This is a genomic window from Streptomyces otsuchiensis, from assembly GCF_004305975.1.
In the GTDB taxonomy this organism is placed as follows: Bacteria; Actinomycetota; Actinomycetes; order Streptomycetales; family Streptomycetaceae; genus Streptomyces; species Streptomyces otsuchiensis.
Genome location: NZ_BHZI01000095.1, coordinates 1 through 19,710, shown reverse-complemented (window position 1 = coordinate 19,710; position 19,710 = coordinate 1). Strand labels below are relative to the sequence as shown.

Annotated in this window: 16 protein-coding genes and 1 tRNA gene; 12 read left to right on the top strand and 5 right to left on the bottom strand. The window is 72.3% G+C overall.

Annotation, left to right across the window (positions count from 1 at the left end; genetic code table 11):
* A partial coding sequence (locus E0D90_RS11420; RefSeq protein WP_227870143.1) for a ThiF family adenylyltransferase occupies window positions 1-1,077 on the bottom strand: 1,077 nt, incomplete at its 3' end.
* Window positions 1,078-1,406: 329 nt separating this feature from the next.
* Between E0D90_RS11420 and E0D90_RS11415 the strand changes: the two genes are divergently transcribed.
* Complete coding sequence (locus tag E0D90_RS11415; protein ID WP_103528386.1) at window positions 1,407-2,054, top strand: M48 metallopeptidase family protein; 648 nt, start codon at window positions 1,407-1,409, stop codon at window positions 2,052-2,054.
* A 94-nt stretch (window positions 2,055-2,148) separates the two neighbouring features.
* Here E0D90_RS11415 and E0D90_RS11410 read toward each other — a convergent pair whose 3' ends face one another.
* Both E0D90_RS11410 and E0D90_RS11405 read right to left on the bottom strand, forming a co-directional pair.
* Entirely contained in the window at window positions 2,149-2,673 is a 525-nt protein-coding gene (locus E0D90_RS11410; RefSeq protein ID WP_130797729.1) for an NUDIX hydrolase, read from the bottom strand.
* Entirely contained in the window at window positions 2,670-4,229 is a 1,560-nt protein-coding gene (locus E0D90_RS11405; RefSeq protein ID WP_130797727.1) for a zinc-dependent metalloprotease, read from the bottom strand. Before E0D90_RS11405 ends, E0D90_RS11410 begins: the two co-directional genes overlap by 4 nt.
* A 207-nt stretch (window positions 4,230-4,436) precedes the next feature.
* Between E0D90_RS11405 and E0D90_RS11400 the strand changes: the two genes are divergently transcribed.
* The 4 genes from E0D90_RS11400 (at window position 4,437) to E0D90_RS11385 (ending at window position 7,608) form a co-directional block, all read left to right on the top strand.
* Window positions 4,437-5,555, top strand: coding sequence for an NAD-dependent epimerase/dehydratase family protein (locus tag E0D90_RS11400; protein WP_130797724.1), 1,119 nt, complete (start codon window positions 4,437-4,439; stop codon window positions 5,553-5,555).
* Between the two features lie 76 nt (window positions 5,556-5,631).
* Window positions 5,632-6,081, top strand: coding sequence for a molybdenum cofactor biosynthesis protein MoaE (locus E0D90_RS11395; RefSeq protein ID WP_103501423.1), 450 nt, complete (start codon window positions 5,632-5,634; stop codon window positions 6,079-6,081).
* A gap of 146 nt (window positions 6,082-6,227) precedes the next feature.
* Window positions 6,228-6,455, top strand: coding sequence for a hypothetical protein (locus E0D90_RS11390; protein ID WP_130797722.1), 228 nt, complete (start codon window positions 6,228-6,230; stop codon window positions 6,453-6,455).
* 25 nt (window positions 6,456-6,480) lie between these two features.
* Entirely contained in the window at window positions 6,481-7,608 is a 1,128-nt protein-coding gene (locus tag E0D90_RS11385) for a YlbL family protein (RefSeq protein WP_130797720.1), read from the top strand.
* A gap of 223 nt (window positions 7,609-7,831) precedes the next feature.
* On the opposite strand, the gene E0D90_RS11380 is transcribed toward E0D90_RS11385, so the two are convergent.
* A complete protein-coding gene (locus E0D90_RS11380) occupies window positions 7,832-8,419 on the bottom strand; it encodes a PPA1309 family protein (RefSeq protein WP_227870142.1) in 588 nt (195 codons plus the stop codon).
* Window positions 8,420-8,555: 136 nt separating this feature from the next.
* Between E0D90_RS11380 and E0D90_RS11375 the strand changes: the two genes are divergently transcribed.
* Both E0D90_RS11375 and E0D90_RS11370 read left to right on the top strand, forming a co-directional pair.
* A complete protein-coding gene (locus E0D90_RS11375) occupies window positions 8,556-11,663 on the top strand; it encodes a UPF0182 family membrane protein (RefSeq protein WP_130797737.1) in 3,108 nt (1,035 codons plus the stop codon).
* A 101-nt stretch (window positions 11,664-11,764) separates the two neighbouring features.
* Window positions 11,765-11,838, top strand: a tRNA-Met gene (locus E0D90_RS11370).
* 174 nt (window positions 11,839-12,012) lie between these two features.
* Here the strand turns inward: E0D90_RS11370 and E0D90_RS11365 are convergent.
* Complete coding sequence (locus E0D90_RS11365; RefSeq protein WP_130797718.1) at window positions 12,013-13,227, bottom strand: ROK family transcriptional regulator; 1,215 nt, start codon at window positions 13,225-13,227, stop codon at window positions 12,013-12,015.
* Between the two features lie 216 nt (window positions 13,228-13,443).
* Here E0D90_RS11365 and E0D90_RS11360 point away from each other — a divergent pair, with 216 nt between their 5' ends.
* From E0D90_RS11360 to E0D90_RS11340, 5 genes are all read left to right on the top strand, one after another.
* Window positions 13,444-14,931, top strand: a complete 1,488-nt coding sequence (locus E0D90_RS11360) for a sugar ABC transporter ATP-binding protein (protein ID WP_130797735.1) — start codon at window positions 13,444-13,446, stop codon at window positions 14,929-14,931.
* A complete protein-coding gene (locus E0D90_RS11355) occupies window positions 14,928-15,995 on the top strand; it encodes an ABC transporter permease (protein WP_438827390.1) in 1,068 nt (355 codons plus the stop codon). The genes E0D90_RS11360 and E0D90_RS11355 overlap by 4 nt, the downstream gene beginning before the upstream one ends.
* A gap of 245 nt (window positions 15,996-16,240) precedes the next feature.
* On the top strand, window positions 16,241-17,296 hold the full coding sequence (locus E0D90_RS11350; protein ID WP_130797716.1) for a substrate-binding domain-containing protein: 1,056 nt from the start codon (window positions 16,241-16,243) through the stop codon (window positions 17,294-17,296).
* A gap of 64 nt (window positions 17,297-17,360) precedes the next feature.
* Complete coding sequence (locus tag E0D90_RS11345) at window positions 17,361-18,578, top strand: Gfo/Idh/MocA family protein (RefSeq protein ID WP_130797714.1); 1,218 nt, start codon at window positions 17,361-17,363, stop codon at window positions 18,576-18,578.
* On the top strand, window positions 18,575-19,591 hold the full coding sequence (locus tag E0D90_RS11340) for a sugar phosphate isomerase/epimerase family protein (protein ID WP_103501417.1): 1,017 nt from the start codon (window positions 18,575-18,577) through the stop codon (window positions 19,589-19,591). The genes E0D90_RS11345 and E0D90_RS11340 overlap by 4 nt, the downstream gene beginning before the upstream one ends.
* Window positions 19,592-19,710 lie beyond the last annotated feature (119 nt).

Below are 19,710 nucleotides of genomic sequence, written 5' to 3'. Positions count from 1 at the left end.
TTCGGCGGACTCCGCCCCGCCCCGCCGGCCGCCGTCCGGGGTGCGGCCCGCCCCGCAGGGGCACTCCGGGTGCGGCGGCAGCTCCCGCCGGTCCATCTCCAGCCCCGGCAGGGAGATCTCGCTGCGGATGCCGACCGGCGCCGCGGGGGAGTCGTCCACAAAGCTGAGGGCCGTCGCCGCCGCGAGCCCGGCGACGGTGACCGCGAGCGCCGCGTCGCAGGCGGGAACGCCGGGCGTTCTGCCGTTGCGCCACTGCCCGACCAGCAGCGGCCAGCTGGGTTCCCGGCGCGCACGGTGCTTCAGCAGGCACTGGGCGCACGCCGACACCCCGGGCACCACCAGCGGCCCGACGAAGCCGGTCGCCTCGACCACGCCAGCGTAGAGATGCGGAACACCCGCCGCCGTCACGGACTCCGCCTGGTCCGGATCGGGCACGTACGCCCGCACCCCGTCGCGGGGGGCGAACACCACCAGCCTCGTGCCCTCGGGGCGTTCCTCCGCCGCGCCCCGCCAGGGGAGGGCGGCCCGCACCACCGCGCGGGCCGCGCCGTCCCGCCGGCGCCCGGTGTAGCCGGCGGGGATACCGCCGGGGGAGGTGTCGCCCGGCTCCACCCGCCCGCCGTCCACCACCTCGACCCGCCCCACGCCGGCCTGGGCGAGGGCGACGGCGAGCGCCGCCCCGACGCGGCCCGCGCCGCGTACCTGGACCCAGGCCCGGCGGCGCGCGGTGAGCCGGCCGAGGCCGTCCCCGGGGGACCGGGTGAGCAGGGTCTGCGCGGCCAGGTCGGGACGCAGCCGTTCGCTGATCCGCGCCGCCGCCGCGCGGTCCGCGGTGGCGTCCTCCAGCAGTCCGGCGTCCGCGAGCTGCCGGGCCACACGGTCCGCCGCGCCCGGCGCCATGCCGAGCCGGTCGGCCGCCGCGCGCAACGCGGTCAGGCTGCGGGTGCCGTCCAGCAGGGACAGGAAGCTCTCGGTGGCCGGGTCCAGCGGGCCGAGCAGTACCGAGTGCGCGGGCGTCACCCCGTAGCGGACGGTCTGCCGGTCCTGCCAGCCCCGCCGCAGGGCGGGCTTGATCATCGGATGCATTGCGATACCCCCAGGGCCTCGTGCCGACGGGCCGGACGGCCCGCTCGCACGGCGCGCGTCGATTGCCGGTCGAAGCCGCCGCGGCGGCTGGGAGCATCATGGTGCAGATTGGTGGAACTGTGCCGAAAGTTATCCACAGGCGGTGGCGTTGGTCGTACGGATCGTGACTGTCGACGCTCCCACGAGTGGCTTGAAGCTGCGTCCGCCACGGTGTGACATAACTCAAGAAGTCGTACAAATAGCGCGGAAGTGGGAGACCGGGTGACTCCACGCCGACGACGGCCACGACTTTTGTCCGAGCCAGGGGGTAACGTCGAAATGTGCCCGCCGATCCACTGCAGAGTGCCGGCCCGCCGCAGCGCACGCCCGCGACGGGCCGGCTCGGGGTGACCGCGCACGCCTCCGGTCCGGTGGAGGTGCGGCGCAGCGCGCGGCGCCGCCGGACGGTCTCCGCCTACCGCGACGGCAACCGCACCATCGTGCTGATTCCGGCCAGGATGTCGGAGGACGAGGAGCGGCGCTGGGTCACGGTCATGATGGACAAGCTGGCCGCCCAGGAGGAGCGCCGGTACCTCGACGACGACGACCTCGCCCGGCGCGCCGAGCAGCTGTCCTCCCGCTACCTCCAGGGGCGTGCCCGGCCGCGCACGGTCCGCTGGGTCACCAACCAGCAGAGCCGCTGGGGTTCGTGCACCCCGGCCGCCGGCAGCATCAGGCTCTCCCACCGTCTCCAGGGCATGCCGGAGTACGTCCTCGACTACGTGCTGCTCCACGAACTGGCACATCTGCTGGTGCCCGGCCACGGCCCGGGGTTCTGGCGGCTGCTGGAGAACTATCCGAGCACCGAGCGGGCCCGCGGCTTCCTGGAGGGTGTCGTCGCCGCCGAGCGGCTGCCGCACACCCCTCACGACCCGGACGCCCCCGACGCCCTGGGCGGCGACACCCCGGCCCCGGGCGACGTGGACTGAACGCGCCGCCCCGCCGTCGCCTCACCCCCCGCCGTAGGCCTCGCGCCCCCGCCGTTCGACGGGGGGCGCGGTGGTCACAGCGGCGGTGCGGGGGTCAGAGAAGTGCCCGGGCCCGGGAGGCCAGGCGGACGACGGAGCCGTCAGCGACCCCGGCGACCTCGTCGTACGCGAACCAGCGCAGGTCGGCCGACTCCTCACTGATGCGCGGTACGGCCCCGCGCGGCGCCAGAGCGAGGTACTGGACGTCCAGGTGCCACGCGCAGGGTGTCAGATGGCGGTCCAGCGCCACCGGCTGCTCCAGCAGCCTCAGCCCGTCGATGCCGGACTCCTCGGTGGCCTCGCGCAGCGCCGCTCCCGCGAGCGTGGTGTCGCCCTCCTCGCAGTGGCCACCGGTCTGCAGCCACATCCCGAGCTTGGCGTGCAGGGTCAGCAGCACCCGCTCCTGCTCCGGGTCGACCACCAGCGCGCTGGCCGTCAGATGGCCGGGCGCACACGTGCGCCGCATGGCGTCCTCGTGGTCGGCGAGGTGGCCCCGGTAGAGGTGGCGCAGCCGGTGCTGTGCGTCGTCGGGCGCCTTCCAGCGTTCCAGCACCCGGCCGGCGTCACGGTGCAGGCTCACGCGCGGCGCCCGGGGGTGTCGTCGCCCTCGTCGCCGTCCTCGTCGCCGTCCTCGGGACCGTCCCCGGGGCCGCCCTCGGGGCCGCTTCCGTCGGCGCCGCGGCTGTCCTCGGGGGCATCGGCGCCGCCGCCGTCGCTCTTCTCCGCGGCGGCCTTGCCCAGCATCCGGTCCAGCTCGGAGAAGTCGGTCTGCTCGCGGTGCACGAAGCCGTCCGGGTCGTCCATGTCGCCGGTGGTCGGCAGCAGGTCCGGGTGGGCCCAGATGGCGTCCCGCCCGTCGGTGCCACGGGCGTCGGCGAGGGAGGCCCACAGCCGGGCGGCGTCCCGCAGACGGCGGGGGCGCAGTTCCAGGCCGACCAGGCTCGCGAACATCTGCTCCGCGGGCCCGCCCGTGGCGCGCCGCCGGCGGAGCGTCTCGCGCAGGGCGTCGGCGGAGGGGAGGTGCCCGCTGGCGGCGTCGTGCACCACCGCGTCCACCCAGCCCTCCACCAGCGCCAGCGCGGTCTCCAGCCGGGCCAGGGCCGCCTTCTGCTCGGGAGTGTCCTCGGGCTGGAAGAGGCCCTGCTGGAGCTTCTCCTGCAGTTCCTCCGGCCGGGAGGGGTCCAGCTGGCCGACGAGGTCCTCCAGCCGGGAGTTGTCGACCTTGATTCCCCGGGCGTAGCCCTCGACCGCGCCCAGCAGGTGGGAGCGCAGCCACGGCACATGCTCGAACAGCCGGTGGTGGGCCGCCTCCCGCAGCGCGAGGTAGAGCCGCACCTCCTCCAGCGGGACCCCGAGGCCCTCACCGAAGGCGGTGATGTTGGACGGGAGCAGCGCCGCCTTGCCGGCCGGGCCCAGCGGCAGACCGACATCGGTCGCGCCGAGCACCTCACCGGCCAGCGTGCCGACCGCCTGGCCGATCTGGGTGCCGAACATGGCGCCGCCCATGGAGCGCATCATGCCCAGCAGCGGGCCGGCCATCGCCCGCATCTCCTCCGGCAGCACCTCGCCCATGGCGTTGCCGACGCGCTCCGCCACCGGATCGACCAGCTGCTTCCAGACCGGCAGCGTCGCCTCGACCCACTCGGCCCGGCTCCAGGCGACGGCCGAGGTCGCGCCGGAGGGCAGTGAGGTCACGCCGTCCAGCCAGAGGTCGGCCAGCCGCACCGCCTCCGCCACCTGGGCGTGGTCCTGGCCGCCCACGCTGGCGTCGCGCGATCCGCCGGAGCCGCCCTGCGCCACGGTCTGGCGGGCCACGTTGCGGGCGAGGTCCCAGTTCACCGGGCCGCCCTCGTAGGAGAGCATCTGGCCGAGCTGCTGGAACGCGGCGCCCAGGTCCTGCTGGCCGCCGCCCGCGCCGCCCATGCCGAGCGAGCCGAACATGGCCTCCAGGGGATTGACGGGGCCGTCGCCACCGCCCTGGCCCGAACCACCCGAGCTTCCCGAACCGCCGCCCAGGCCGAATCCGGCGCCGCCGGAACCCCGGCCGGAGCCGTCCTGTCCCTCACGCTTCTTCTTGCCGGACTCGCCGTCCTCAGGCTCCTCGGGGAGGCCGAATCCGAATGGGGTCTCACTCACGAAGATTCCTCGGCTCTGTGTGTGTACGGACGAGCGGTCACCGACGGGCCGCCGATGCCGGGCACGCAGCGCGCCCGGCGCGCCGCACCGGAGTGACCCCGGGAACCACCGGGGCACAAACCAGGGCTTGTCCCTCCAGCCTAGACACCTCTCAGGCAGGATGGGGGCTACGCCTGTCGTATCAGAAACAACCACTGGAGAGATCCTGTGAGTTCCCCGGAGCCCGTCGTTCGCGCAGCGCGAAACGCCGCGGCGGCCCCGCTGACCATCGCCGTGACCGGTGCCGCCGACGGAGTCGGGGCCCTCTTCACCGAGCGGATCGCGGTGGCCGACGGTGTCCGGCGCGTCCTCGCGCTGGACGAACGCGCCGGAGCGACGGAGGGCGTCGAGTGGCACACCCTCGACGTCCGCGACCCCGCCATCGCCGACCGGCTGCGCGGCGACGGAGAGGGGCCACCGGTCGACGTGGTGGTCCATCTCGCGCTCGATCTGGGCCTGGAGTCCGACCCGGCGGCCCGCAGCGCCTACAACGTGCGCGGGACCCAGACGGTGCTGACGGCCGCGGCCGCCGCCGGGGTCCGCCGCGTGGTGCTGTGCACCTCGGCGATGGTCTACGGCGCCCTCCCCGACAACGACGTGCCGCTCTCGGAGGACGCGGAGCTGCGGGCCACCGCCGACGCCGGCGGGGTCGACGACCTGCTGGAGATCGAGCGGCTGGCGGAGCGTGCGCCCAAGACCCACCCGGGTCTGAAGGTGACCGTGCTGCGGCCCGCCGTGCTGGTGGGCGGCGGCGCGGACACCGCGCTGACCCGCTACTTCGAGTCGCCCCGGCTGCTCGTCGTCGCCGGGTCGCAGCCGCGCTGGCAGTTCTGCCATGTCGAGGACCTGGTGGGCGCGCTGGAGCACGCGGCGCTCGACCTGGTCGACGGCCCGGCCGCCGTCGGCTGCGACGGCTGGCTGGAACAGGAGGAGGTGGAGGAGCTGACCGGCATCCGCCGGATGGAGCTGCCCTCCACGGTCGCGCTCGGCGCCGCCTCCCGGCTGCACCGGCTGGGGCTCACCCCGTCACCGGCCGGTGACCTGGCGTACACGATGCACCCCTGGGTGGTCAGTGGCAGCCGGCTGCACGAGGCGGGCTGGCGGCCGCGGTGGAGCAACGAGGAGGTCCTCGCCGCGCTGCTGGCCGAGGTCGAGGGCCGGCACACGCTGGCCGGCCGCCGGCTCGGCGCCAAGGACGCGGCGACCACGCTGGGCGCGGCGGGCGCGACCGTCGCCCTGGTCGGTACCGCAGCTCTGGTCCGGCGGGCACGGCGCCGCCGCCGCTGACGCCGTTCGGCGGGGCGCCGTCGTGGCCGCGCCGCCCCCGCTGGGGGTGAGCGGCGCCGTACGGGAGCATGGGGGCATGACCACCGAGGACCCCATTCGCCTGCTGGCCGTCCGCGACACCCCGCTCTCCGTGGACGAGGTGTTCGCCGCCGTCCCGGACCGGGAGGCGGGCGGCACCGTCCTGTTCGTCGGGACCGTCCGGGACCACGACGGCCACGCCGCCGACGCCGCCGTCACCTCTTTGGCGTACGAGGCGCACCCCTCCGCCGGGGACGCCCTGAGGAGCGTCGCCGAGGCCGTGGTGAAGGAGTTCCCGGTGCGGGCGCTGGCCGCCGTCCACCGGGTGGGTGAACTGGCCGTCGGCGATCTCGCGGTGGTGGTCGCGGTGTCCTGCCCGCACCGGCAGGAGGCATTCGCCGCCTGCCGCAAGCTGATTGACGACCTCAAGCGGACGGTGCCCATCTGGAAGCACCAGACCTTCAGCGACGGATCGCGGGAATGGGTGGCGGCCGGCGAGCGTCCGTGAGACACCCGCCCGCGGGCCGGCCACGGTGCCGGTGCGGGCTGCCGGGGGCGCCGGGCCGGGTTGCGTAACCCCTCCGCCCGGACGAGCGTTGGTGATCCGGCAGCAAGCACAGTCCGGTCGGGAGATCGCCGAGGTGGGAGGTACTCATGGCGGCGTTGGTCTGGTTGTTGATTCCCGTGATCGGGTCCCTGGTGGCCGCGCTCTGGGGAGCGTGGGCAACACGCAGGCGCACAGGGGTGGGTGGCGGGCGGGACTCCTCGGGAGTCCGCAGCCACCAGGCGTTCCGGGCGGCGATGGAACGCCCGGTCCGCTCGGGGGAGCAGCGGGCACCCGCCTCCGCGCCGCTGACGTCGCCCGCCCCGGCCGACGGCTGACGGTGCGATCCCGTACTGTCGATCCATGCCACGCCGCATCGCCACCCTGCTGACGTCGGGACTGCTGCTGCTCGGGCTGCTCTTCGCGGGGCTGCTGGTCAGGGTCCCGTACGCGCAGATGTCGCCCGGCCCGACCGTGAACACGCTCGGTGAGCACAACGGGGTTCCGGTGCTGGACATCAAGGGCACCGACACCTTCGACGCCACCGGTCATCTCAACATGACCACGGTGCGGGTCACCGGCGTCAACTACCGGATGAGCATCGCGGACGCGATGCGCGGCTGGCTCTCGTCCCGGGCCGGGGTGGTCCCCTACGAGAACCTCTACCCGGACGACCGGACCGCCGACGAGGTGGACCAGGAGAACGCCGAGGAGTTCAGCCGCTCGCAGGAGAGCGCCAAGGCGGTGGCGTTGCGCGAACTCGGCTACGACCTGGAGCAGGAGACGATCGTCGCCTCCGTCGTCCGGGGCAGCCCGGCCGAGGGCGAACTGCGCGCCGGTGACGTCATCCTGGAGGTCGACGGCGAGAAGATCGAGGAGCCGTCCCAGGTCGCCGAGGCCGTGACCCGCAACGAGGCGGACGAGAAGGTCGTCTTCACCGTCCGCCGCCCGGCCGGGAACGCGGAGGACGCGGAGGACGCCGCCGCCGAGGCCGAGGAGGGCGACGTCACCGAGGAGGACGTCGCGGACGACGAGGTGCTCGACATCACCCTCACCACCGCCGCGGCGGAGGACGACGGCCGCGCCATCGTCGGCATCCAGGCGGGCACCGCCTTCGTCTTCCCCTTCGAGATCGACATCGAGCTCGCCGACGTCGGCGGCCCCAGCGCGGGGCTGATGTTCGCCCTCGGGATCATCGACAAGCTCAGCCCCGAGGACCTCACCGGCGGCACCTTCGTCGCCGGCACCGGCACGATCGCGGAGGACGGCCGGGTCGGCCCGATCGGCGGCGTGCTGATGAAGACCATCGCCGCCCACGACAAGGGCGCCGAGTACTTCCTCACCCCCGAGGCCAACTGCCGTTCGCTGCGCAGTGGTGCCCCCGACGGGCTGACCCTGGTCGAGGTCGGCACCCTCGACGACGCCCTGGAGGCGCTGGAGCACATCCGGGACGACAACCCGGACGCGCTGCGCACCTGCGAGCGCGACTGACACGCGGCCCAGCCGGGCCCAGCAGAGCCCAGCCGCGCCGAGCCCAGCCGCGCCGAGCCCAGCCGCGCCGAGCCCAGCCGCGCCGAGCCCAGCCGCGCCGAGCCCAGCCGGGCCGAGCGGCGAGGACGTGACCGGGGCCGTCACCGTCGGCCGCCGCTGGCGGCGTTGACGGTGACGGCCCCGGGTCCTGGTCCTGGTCCGGCGGGCGAGGGCCCGCGTCAGGTCACTCCTCGAACGTCGCGGACAGCGCGTCCGCCAGCCCCGGGACCAGGTCGCGGCCGGTCAGGACTTCGGTGTCCGAGTCCTTGGCCCGCAGCCGGATCGCCGCCTCGCGCTCGCCGTCGCGGAGCACGCCCACCGTCATCCGCACCTCCTGCCGTTCGGGGTGCTCGACGACCCACTTCGTCAGCGCGTCGGCGTTCTCCTCCTTCCGCAGTTCGTCGGGTACGGCGGCCTCGGCGGCCGGCGGCAGCATCAGCCGCTCGACGGTCAGCGCGCAGCCGACGACCGCGTCCGGCCAGGCGATGGTGGCGAGGAACTCGTCGAGTGGCGTCCCCTGCGGAATCTCCTCCTGCTCGACGGGGGTGAGCGAGCCGCCGGGCTGGTCGCCCTGTTCGGGATCGAGGCCGATCCGTTCGGCGAGCGAGGGCTCCTGGGACCGCAACTGGGCGGTGTCGACGAGCGCGAAGAGGAGGGCGGGCCGGTCCCATCCGAGACCGGAGACATGGCCGTCGATCTCCAGGACGGCGCGGGTGAGGGGGGCGGTGGCCATCTGACCTGCCCCGGGAGGGGCGGAGTGGGTGTTGTCCATGCCTATATCGTGCCGTCCCGCACCCCGGGAACGGGAACTGAGTAAAGCTTGAGTAAGTTACTTGGGTGGGCTTCCCATAGGCTGAGCCCAGATTCATCCGCTGCGAATCTTAGAGGTGCGCACCTTGGCTTTCCAGATGCCGGACCGGGGCTCGGGAGGCCCCAACGGTCCGAACGGGCCCAGAGGCCCCCGAGGCCCAAGAGGGCCGGGCGGCCCAGGCGGGCCGGGAGTACCGCGGTTCACGGTCGGGCGTCCGTCCAGGGGCGCCAAGACTCTGCTGATCACCGCGGCGATCCTGGCCGGTCTCGCCATTCTCTTCGCCATGTTCGCCGGGTTCTGGACCGACTTGATGTGGTACCAGTCCGTCGACTACACGCGGGTCTTCACGACCCAGATCTTCACCCGGATCCTGCTGTTCGCGATCTTCGGCGCCCTGATGGCGCTGGCGGTCGGGTTCAACATCTGGCTCGCCCACAGGATGCGTCCTCCGCTGAGCGGCATGTCGCCGGAGCAGCAGAACCTCGACCGCTACCGGATGAGCATCGCGCCCTTCAAGAAGTGGGTGCTGATCGCCGTCGCCGTGCTGGTCGGCCTCATCGCGGGCGGTTCGGCCGCCGGCCAGTGGCGTACCTGGCTGATGTGGGTCAACGGCACCTCCTTCGGTGTCACCGACGCGCAGTTCGGCCGTGACATCTCGTTCTTCGCCTTCGACCTGCCGTTCTACCGCTTCCTGCTCGGCATCGGGTTCGCGCTGGTCGTGGTCTCGCTGATCGCGGCGGCGGTGACCCACTACCTCTACGGCGCGGTCAAGGCCTCCAGCCCGGGCAACCGGATCACCGGCGCGGCGACCGGCCACCTCTCGGTGCTGCTCGGTCTCTTCGTGTCGCTGAAGGCGGTGGCCTACTGGTTCGACCGCTACGGCCTCGCCCTCAAGAGCAGCGACTTCCGGGACGCGGACGGCTGGACGGGCCTGCGCTACGTCGACGCCAACGCCTACCTGCCGGCGAAGACCATCCTGACGATCATCGCGATCATCTGCGCCGTCCTGTTCTTCGCCACCCTGTGGCGCCGCATGTGGCAGCTCCCGGTCATCGGCCTCGGCCTGATGGTCCTCTCGGCGATCCTGATCGGCGGCGTCTACCCGGCGCTCGTCCAGCAGTTCCAGGTGCGCCCCAACGAGCAGGCCATGGAGACGCCCTACATCGAGAAGCACCTGGCGGCGACCAAGGAGGCCTACGGCATCGACGATGCCGAGAAGGAGTCCTTCGGCCGCCAGGAGGCCGGTGTGGTGACGGACGAGAACCGCGAGGAACTGCGCAACAGTGTGCGCAGCACCGCCTCGATCCGTCTGGTCGACCCCAACGTGATCTCGCCGGCGTTCCAGCAGCTGCAGCAGATCCGCGGCTACTACCAGTTCGCCTCCACGCTCGACGTCGACCGCTACCCGGACGCGTCCGGCGACGGCGACCAGGACACCGTCATCGGTGTCCGTGAGATCAACATCAACCAGCTGCCGGACCGGAACTGGATCAACGACCACTTCCGGTACACCCACGGCTTCGGTGTGGTCGCGGCCAAGGGCGACGACATCCTCGGCAACGGCACCCCCTCCTTCACCGAGAAGGAGCTGCCGCCGGTCGGTGACCTCGGCGAGTACGAGCCGCGGATCTACTTCGGCGAGGCGACCACCCAGTGGTCGATCGTCGGCGGTCCGCAGCCCGAGCTGGACTACATCCGCGGTGACAGCGGCACCGACGAGGAGGCTGCCGACGAGGCGGCCGGCGAGGGCGAGGAGCCCGCGGAGGGCGAGCAGGCCGAGCCCGACGAGGACGTCGCCCAGGCCGGTCAGGAGCAGGACTACAGCTACACCGGTGAGGGTGGTGTCGACCTCAACAACTACTTCCGTCGCGCCGCCTACGCCCTCACCATGGGTGAGCCGCAGATCCTCTACTCCGGTGCCATCGGCGAGGGTTCGAAGATCCTCTACAAGCGCACCCCGCAGGAGCGCGTCGAGGCGGTGGCCCCGTGGCTGTCGCTGGACGGCGACCCGTACCCGGCGGTCGTCGACGGCCGGGTGCTGTGGATCGTGGACGCGTACACCACCTCCAACGGCTACCCGTACTCCTCCCGCACGGTCCTGGACCAGGCGACGGAGACGGCGCTGACCGACGCCGAGCGCCAGGTGCTCGCGCAGCAGAACCAGATCAACTACATGCGCAACTCCGTCAAGGCGACGGTGGACGCGTACAGCGGTGAGGTCGTCCTCTACGAGTGGGAGGAGGACGAGCCGGTCCTCCAGACCTGGAAGAAGGCGTTCCCGGGCACCGTCACGGACAAGGAGGACATCAGCGAGGAGCTGATGGCCCACCTGCGGTACCCGCAGGACCTCTTCAACGTGCAGCGTGACCTGCTCCAGCGCTACCACGTCGACAGCGCCAGCCTGTTCTTCGCGGGCGGCGAGCGCTGGGTCGTGCCGCAGATGCCGGGCGAGAACCAGGACACGGTGGTGCCCTCGTACTACCTGTCGATCCGCATGCCCACCCAGGACGAGCGGACGTTCTCGCTGACCACCACGTTCAACCCGCGCGACCGCGAGACACTGGCCGCGTACATGGCGGTCGAGGCGGACGCGAGAAGCGACGACTACGGCAAGATGCGCATCCTCACCTTGCCCAACAACACCACCACACCAGGCCCGCAACAGGTGCAGAGCCGGTGGAACGCGGAACCCGAGATCGCCACGGAGATCAACCTGCTTACGCGGGGCGACTCCCAGGTCGACTACGGCAACCTGCTGACCATCCCGCTCGGCGGAGAGGACCTGCTGTACGTCGAGCCGGTCTACGTCCGTGGTGCCGGCGCCAACTACCCGCGCATGCAGAAGGTGCTCGCCTCCTACGGGGACGAGCTCGCCTTCGAGTCGACGCTGGAGGACGCGCTGGACGTGCTGTTCGGGGTCACCGAGACCGGGGACGAGGTCGAGACCCCGCCGCCGGGCGAGGGCGAGTCCGGTGAGGACCCGGAGGAGCCCGGCCAGGAGGAGACCCCGGCCGAGCTCGCCGAGGACCTCTCGCAGGCCGTCCAGGACGCCGAGGAGGCGTTCGCCGACGGTGACTGGGCGTCCTTCGGTGAGGCACAGGACCGGATCAAGGAGCTGAGCCGCCAGCTGGACGAGGCGCTGCGCCCCGACGGCGCTGAGGACGACTCGGCCGCCGATCCGGACGAGGAGCCGTCCGACGAGTGACGCCGCGCAGGCGTGCGAGGTGACCGTCCCGCGCCGTGGTAGTGTTTCACCTGTCGCCAAGGGGAAACCCGAGGCGGCAGGCCCCCGGAAGGGGACCACGGCGCGGGGTGGAGCAGCTCGGTAGCTCGCTGGGCTCATAACCCAGAGGTCGCAGGTTCAAATCCTGTCCCCGCTACTGCGAGACGAGGGTCCGCATCCTTTGAGGATGCGGGCCCTCGTTCGTTGTGTGCCCTCACGGTTCGTCGCGGTTCGTCGCGGTTCGTGCCGGGACCCCGGGGCGCCCGGTACGGATCGGCCCCGCGCGGGTCACGGGGACCCGGCGGGGCCGGAGCGTGCGGGGGCGGGGCGTTCAGGCGGTGAGGAGCGCGTCCAACTGGGCCGGTGCCAGGGCGTGTTCGATGACCATGAACGCGGCGCCGTGGATTCCGGAGTGGCCGCCGGAGTCGGCCTGGACGATGCGCAGGTGTTCGGTGGCCAGCGGCAGCGACCGCTGGTAGACGACCTCCCGTACGCCGGCGATCAGATGCTCGCCGGCCTGGGACAGCGCCCCGCCGATCACCACGACGGAGGGGTTGATCAGGCTGACCGCGGTGGCCAGCACCTCGCCGATGTCGCGGCCGGCCTGCCGGACCAGGCGCAGGGTGGGCACCGAGCCGCTGCGGGCCAGGGCGACGACCTCGGCGCTGCCCCGGGCGGTCACGCCCTGTTCGGTGAGGCGGGCGGCGATGGCGGCGCCGCTGGCCACGGACTCCAGGCAGCCGACGTTGCCGCAGCGGCAGAGCACGTCCGCGACGTCGGCGTCGTGGGGGAGCCGTACGTGGCCCATGTCGCCGGCGACGCCCTGCGAACCGCGGTGCAGTCGACCGTCGATGACGATGCCGCTGCCGATTCCGGTGGCGACCTTCACCAGGATGAACTGAGCCTCGTCCGGCCAGCGGGTGCGGTGCTCGCCGAGCGCCATGATGTTGACGTCGTTGTCGACGAGTGTCACCGCGTCCAGCCGGGAGCGGATGAAGCCGGGCACGTCGAAACCGTCCCACCCGGGCATGATCGGCGGGTTGGTGGGACGGCCCGAGGAGAACTCGACCGGTCCGGGCAGGCCGATCCCGACGCCGAGGACCTCGCCGGCGGACCGTCCGAGCCCGCGCAGCAACTCCAGGCCGCGTTCCTGGACATGGCCGAGGACGACCTCGGGGCCGCGGTCTATGTCGATCGCCTCGTCGTCCTCGACCAGCACCTCTCCGGCGAGGTCGGTGACCGCGAGTTTGACGTGGGTGGCGCCGATGTCGGCCGCGAGGACCACGCGGGCGTCGGGGTTGAAGGCGAAGAGCGAGGGCGGCCTGCCACCGGTGGAGCGGCCCTTGTCCGCGTGGCGCAGCAGTCCCGAGTTCATCAGCAGTTCCACCCGCTCCGCGATGGTCGAGCGCGCGAGTCCGGTCTCCGCGCTCAGCTCGGCGCGGGTGCGCGGGCGTCCGTCGCGGACGAGGTGGAGGAGCGCGGCTGTTCCGGCGGTGGCGTTGACCGCGGTGAGCGGCGGCGTTCCACTGGCGGAGGTGGCGGTCATGACGTGCCTTTCCATCCGGTGCCGCAGTCGAAGGTGGGGGCGTTCACGGTACAACGCCCCCTTCTTTCATTCTGTTGAACCATACCTTCTGACAACAACTGCTGGACTTTCTATTGACCCCCGGCAAAAGTGCGCCTACGTTCATCCGCCATGGGAGCCGCACACCAGGCGGCCCGCGATGCGGCGGGCGCCAGTGACCATCAGCAACTGCTGGAGATGCACGGCATCGTCAAGCAATTCCCCGGTGTCCGTGCACTGGACGGGATCGACCTCGACGTCCGGGCCGGTGAGGTCCACTGCCTGCTGGGCCAGAACGGCGCCGGCAAGTCCACGCTCATCAAGGTCCTCGCCGGAGCGCACCAGCCCGACGAAGGCCGGATCACCTGGGAGGGCGAGGAGGTCCGGCTGCAGGACCCGCAGGCCTCGCTCAAGCTCGGCATCGCGACGATCTACCAGGAGCTGGACCTCGTCGACGGCCTGACCGTCGCCGAGAACATCCACCTCGGCCACGAGCGCCGCAACCGCTGGGGACTGAGCGCCGCCGCCGAGTCCAACGCCGCCGCCGCCCAACTGCTCCGGCGCCTCGGCCACCCGGAGGTCTCGCCGACCCTGGAGGTCGGGCGGATGTCGGCCGCCGGCAAGCAGATCGTCTCCATGGCCCGCGCGCTGTCGCACGACGCCAAGCTGATCGTGATGGACGAGCCCTCCGCGGTGCTCGACCAGGAGGAGGTCGGCCGGCTGTTCCGGGTGATCCGCGACCTCTCCGCGCAGGGTGTGGCGATCGTCTACATCTCGCACCGCCTGGAGGAGATCCGGGAGATCGGCAACCGTGTCACCGTCCTGAAGGACGGCCGGACCGTCGCCACCGGGCTGGGGGCCAAGGAGACCCCCACCCGTGAGGTGATCCGGCTGATGACCGGCCGGTCCATCGACTACGTCTTCCCCGACCGCGGCGCGGGCGCCCCCGCCGGGGACCCGGTACTGGAGGTCGAAGGGCTCGGCCGCAAGGGCGAGTTCAGCGATGTCACCTTCAGCGTCCGCCCCGGCGAGATCGTCGGCCTGGCCGGCATGGTCGGCTCCGGCCGGTCCGAGATCCTGGAGACCGTCTACGGCGCCCGCAAGCAGAGCTCCGGCAGCGTCAAGGTCGCCGGGCGGCGGTTGCGGCCGGGCCGCGTCGGTTCCGCGATGGCCGCCGGGATCGGCTTCGCTCCCGAGGAGCGCAAGAGCCAGGCGCTGGTGCTGCGCGACCCGATCTACCGCAACGTGACGATGGCCAGCCTGCCGCGGTTCACCCGCGGCGGATTCCTGGACAGCGCCGCCGAGCGCCGGGCCGCCGCCGAGAACACCGCGGCGCTGGACCTGCGCCCCAACGACGTCGAACGCGCCGCCGGAACCCTCTCCGGCGGCAACCAGCAGAAGGTCGTGCTGGCCCGCTGGCTGCTGCGCGACTGCAAGGTGCTGCTGCTGGACGAGCCCAGCCGTGGCGTGGACGTCGGTGCCCGCACCGAGATCTACGCGCTGGTCCGCTCGCTGGCGGCCGAGGGCATCGCGGTGGTCGTCGTCTCCAGCGAGATCGAGGAGGTCATCGGCCTCTCCGACCGGGTGCTGGTGATATCCGACGGAAGCCTGGTGCACGACTGCCCGGCCGACGAGATCGACGAGCACCAGGTGCTCGACATGGTGATGGAAGGTGAGGTGGCGTGAGCCTCCAGACGAGTGCCGTGGAGTCCGGCGGAGAGCCGGGCCCGGGCGAGGACATACCGGAGAAGAAGGGCGCCTCCGGCGGCGGTGCCCGCGACCGGGTGGCGAGCCTGCTCTCCGGTTCGGCCGGCCGCAACATGGGCCTGGTCGTCGCGCTGCTGCTGCTGTGCGTCATCGGTCTCATCACGGCCGGCGACCGGTTCGCCAACGTCGACAACATGATGACCGTGCTGCGTCTGGCCTCGGTCATCGGTGTGGTCTCGGTCGGGATGACCTTCGTCATCACCGGTGGCGGCATCGACCTCTCGGTCGGCGCCATCGTGGCCCTGGCCTCGGTGTGGGCGACCACGCTGGCCACCCAGACGATGGCCAACGACTTCCACTGGATCCTGATGGTCACCACCGCGTTGATGGTGGGAGCCGGATGCGGCCTGGTCAACGGGTTGCTGATCGCCTACGGACGCATGGCGGCCTTCATCGTGACGCTGGCGATGCTGGCGGCGGCGCGGGGCCTGGCGGAGATCATCGCCGACAAGAAGACGCAGGTCGTCACCGTCAGCCCGTTCCTGGACTTCTTCCGGGGCTCGCTGTTCGGGGTGCCCCGGCTGGTGATCATCTTCGCGTTGGTCGCGGTCGGCGGCTGGGTGCTGCTGAACCGCACCGCTTTCGGCCGCCGCACCCTGGCGGTCGGCGGCAACCCCGAGGCCGCGCGGCTCGCCGGCATCAACGTCAAGCGGCACCAGACGATGCTGTACGTGCTGCTCGGTGTCGCCTGCGGCATCGCCGCCGTGATGCTGATGGCCCGCACCACCGCCGGCACCTCCACCCACGGAACGCTCTACGAGCTGGACGCCATCGCGGCCGTGGTCATCGGAGGCACCCTGCTCAGCGGCGGACGCGGCACCATCGTCGGCACCGTCTTCGGCGTGCTGATCTTCACCACGCTGACCAACGTGTTCACGCTGAACAACCTGGACACCTCCACCCAGGCCGTGGCCAAGGGCGCGATCATCGTGATCGCGGTGCTGCTGCAGCAGCGGATGGCGGCGCGTTCCTCACCCGGCTGACCGGGCGCGCCGCCCGCGTACCGCCCACCGGCGGTCCGCGGTCCGCGCGCCACCCCGGCCGGCCCCCAGACGGCCCCGGCGGACCGGTGACCGGTCCGTCCCGCGTGCCACCCACGGCGCCACGCGCCACGGCACCGGCCCACGCGAGCCACCCCCCAAGCACCGCACCCAGTACCGCCGCCCGAAGCTGCGACGACTCCGGGCACACCAGGCCGCTCCTCTTGCTTTCGAAAGGCAGGACCGTCATGTCCCGTACCGCCAGAACCCGCCGTACCCGGATCCTGACCCGCGTCGGTGCCCTGACCGCCGTGGCCGCGCTGGCCGTCGGCTGCACCAGCAACACCGCCACCGACGACGACGGTGACGACGACGCACCCGCCGCGGTCAGCGACAACGACGAGACCGGCGACACGGTCGTCATCGGCTTCTCCGGCCCGGCCGCCGACCACGGCTGGCTGGCGGCGATCAACTCCGCCGCCGAGTCGGAGGCCGAGAAGTACGACGACATCGACTTCCGGCTCGCCGAGGGCACCAACGACCCCTCCGCGCAGATCAGCCACGTCGAGACGTTCATCAACGAGGGCGTGGACGCCATAGTGCTGCTGCCCACGGACGGCGCCGCGCTGACCGAGGTCGCCATCGAGGCGATGCAGGCCGGCATCCCGGTCATCAACGTGGACCGCGAGTTCTCCAGCGAGTTCGCCGCCCGCACCACCATCCTGGGCGACAACTACGGCATGGGCGTCTCCGCGGGGACCTACGCCTGCCAGCTGGTCGAGGAGAACGACCTCGGCGACGCGGTGATCGCCGAGATCGCCGGCATCGACTCGCTGCCCCTGACCCAGGACCGCTCGCAGGGCTTCGAGGACGCGCTCGCCGAGTGCGGCCAGGACGTGGACCGCCGGGTCGCCGCGGAGTTCACCGTCGAGTCCGGCGAGGCCGCCGCCTCCAACCTGCTCCAGGCGGCAAGCGAGATCGACATCATCTGGAACCACGACGACGACCAGGGTGTCGGCGTCAAGGCGGCCTTCGAGAACGCCGACCGCGACGAGTTCTTCTTCATCGGCGGCGCCGGTTCGGCCAACGCGATGCGCTGGATCCAGGAGGGCACGATGGAGGCGACCGTCCTCTACCCGCCGACGCAGGCCGCCGACGGTGTCCGCCTCGCCCGGCTGCTGGCGCAGGAGAAGGGCCTCGCCGACCTGGTGCAGGTCGAGGTGCCGCGCCGGGTCGTGCTCAACGCCCCGGTCGTGAACGCCGACAACGTCGAGCAGTACCTGCCGCTGGGCTTCGAGTCCTGACGTGCGGGTGGGAAGTTCCGGCCCGGAGCCGGACGCGTCTTCCAAGGCGGAAGAAGGAGACAGGATGAGTGGCGCCGAGCGGCGGTCCATCGGAATCGGCATGGTCGGCTACGCCTTCATGGGCATGGCCCATTCGCAGGGGTGGCGCAACGCCAGAAGTTTCTTCGACCCGGCGCTGACCCCGCGTCTGGTCGCCCTCGGCGGCCGTGACCGGGTGGCCGCCGGGGAGCTGGCGCGGCGGTTCGACTGGCAACACGTCGAGACCGACTGGCGGGCCCTGGTGGCCCGCGAGGACGTCGGCCTGGTGGACATCTGCACCCCGGGCGACACCCACGCGGAGATCGCGATCGCCGCGCTGGAGGCCGGGAAGCACGTGCTGTGCGAGAAGCCGCTCGCCAACTCCGTCGCCGAGGCGGAGGCCATGGCCGCGGCGGCGGAGAGGGCCCGCGCCGCCGGGGTGCGCTCGATGGTGGGGTTCACCTACCGGCGGGTTCCGGCGGTGGCGCTGGCCAGGAAGCTGGTCGCCGAGGGCCGGATCGGCGAGGTCCGCCAGGTCCGTGCCGAGTACCTCCAGGACTGGCTGAGCGACCCGGCCTCGCCGATGTCCTGGCGGCTGGAGAAGAACCGGGCCGGCTCCGGCGCGCTGGGCGACATCGGCGCCCACGCCGTCGACCTCACCCAGTTCATCACCGGCCTGCCGGTGACCGGGGTCAGCGGGCTGACCGACACGTTCGTCACCGAACGCCCGCTGGCGGACGGTTCGGGGACCGGCCGGGTCACGGTCGACGACTCCGCCGTCTTCCTCGCCCGGCTCGCCGGTGGCGCTCCGGCGACCTTCACCGCGACCCGGTTCGCCTCGGGCCGCAAGAACGCCCTGCGGATCGAGATCTCGGGGACCGAGGGCAGCCTCGCCTTCGACTTCGAGGACATGAACGCCCTGCACCTCTACGAGGAGTCGACACCGTCCCGCACCCGGGGCTTCACCCGGGTGCTGGTCACCGAGCCGGACCACCCCTACGTCTCGGCGTGGTGGCCGCCGGGCCACCTGCTCGGCTACGAGCACGGCTTCTCCCACCAGGCGGCCGATCTGCTGGCCGCCATCGACGCCGGCGAGGACCCGGCGCCGTCGTTCGCCGACGGCCTGGCCGTCCAGCGGGTGCTGGCGGCGGTCGAGACGAGCGCCGCCGCCGACAGCGTCTGGACCACCGTCGACACCAGCGCCCCGGCCGCCGCGGCCGGAGCCGAAGCCCGAGCGGACCGAGAGCGGGAGGCCGCACGATGACCCGACCGATCACCCTGTTCACCGGCCAGTGGGCCGATCTGCCGTTCACCGAGGTCGCGCGCCTCGCCTCCGAGTGGGGCTACGACGGACTGGAGATCGCCTGCTGGGGCGACCACCTGGACGTCCGCCGCGCCGCCGAGGACGACGCCTACCTGAAGTCGCGCCGGGACATCCTGGAACAGCACGGCCTCGGCGTCTGGGCCATCTCCAACCACCTGACCGGGCAGGCCGTCTGCGACAGCCCGATCGACCACCGGCACCGCGCCATGCTGTCGGACCGGGTCTGGGGCGACGGCGACGCCGAGGGCGTCCGGCGCCGCGCGGCGGAGGAGATCGAGTACACCGCCCGTGCCGCCAAGCGGCTGGGCGTGGACACGGTCGTCGGCTTCACCGGTTCCTCGATCTGGCAGTACGTGGCGATGTTCCCGCCCGTCGGCCAGGAGTACATCGACGCCGGCTACCAGGACTTCGCCGACCGGTGGAACCCGATCCTCGACGTCTTCGACGCGGAGGGCGTGCGGTTCGCCCACGAGGTGCACCCCTCGGAGATCGCCTACGACCACTGGACCACCGTCCGGACCCTGGAGGCGATAGGCCACCGCGAGGCGTTCGGCCTCAACTGGGACCCCAGCCACATGGTGTGGCAGGACATCGACCCGGTCGGGTTCCTGCTGGACTTCGCCGACCGGATCTACCACGTGGACTGCAAGGACGCCCGCCGGAACACCGGCAACGGCCGCAACGGGCGCATGGGTTCGCACCTGGCCTGGGGCAACCCCCGCCGCGGCTGGGACTTCGTCTCCACCGGGCGCGGCGACGTGCCGTGGGAGGCCAGCTTCCGCGCCCTGGAATCCATCGGCTACCGCGGACCGATCTCCATCGAGTGGGAGGACGCCGGGATGGACCGGCTGCACGGCGCGCCGGAGGCCCTGCGGTACGTCCGCAGCCAGCTCTTCGAACCGTCGACGACCTCGTTCGACGCCGCGTTCAGCAGCGACAGCAGCGAGGGCTGAGGCCGGTCCCGGCCATCTGACGTGCCGGGGCGGAGCAGCGGACCGCCCCGGCACACTCCCCGATCCGCACGGCGTCGGCGCCCACCGCGTGACCCCGCGCCCGGCCGGCCGCCCCGACC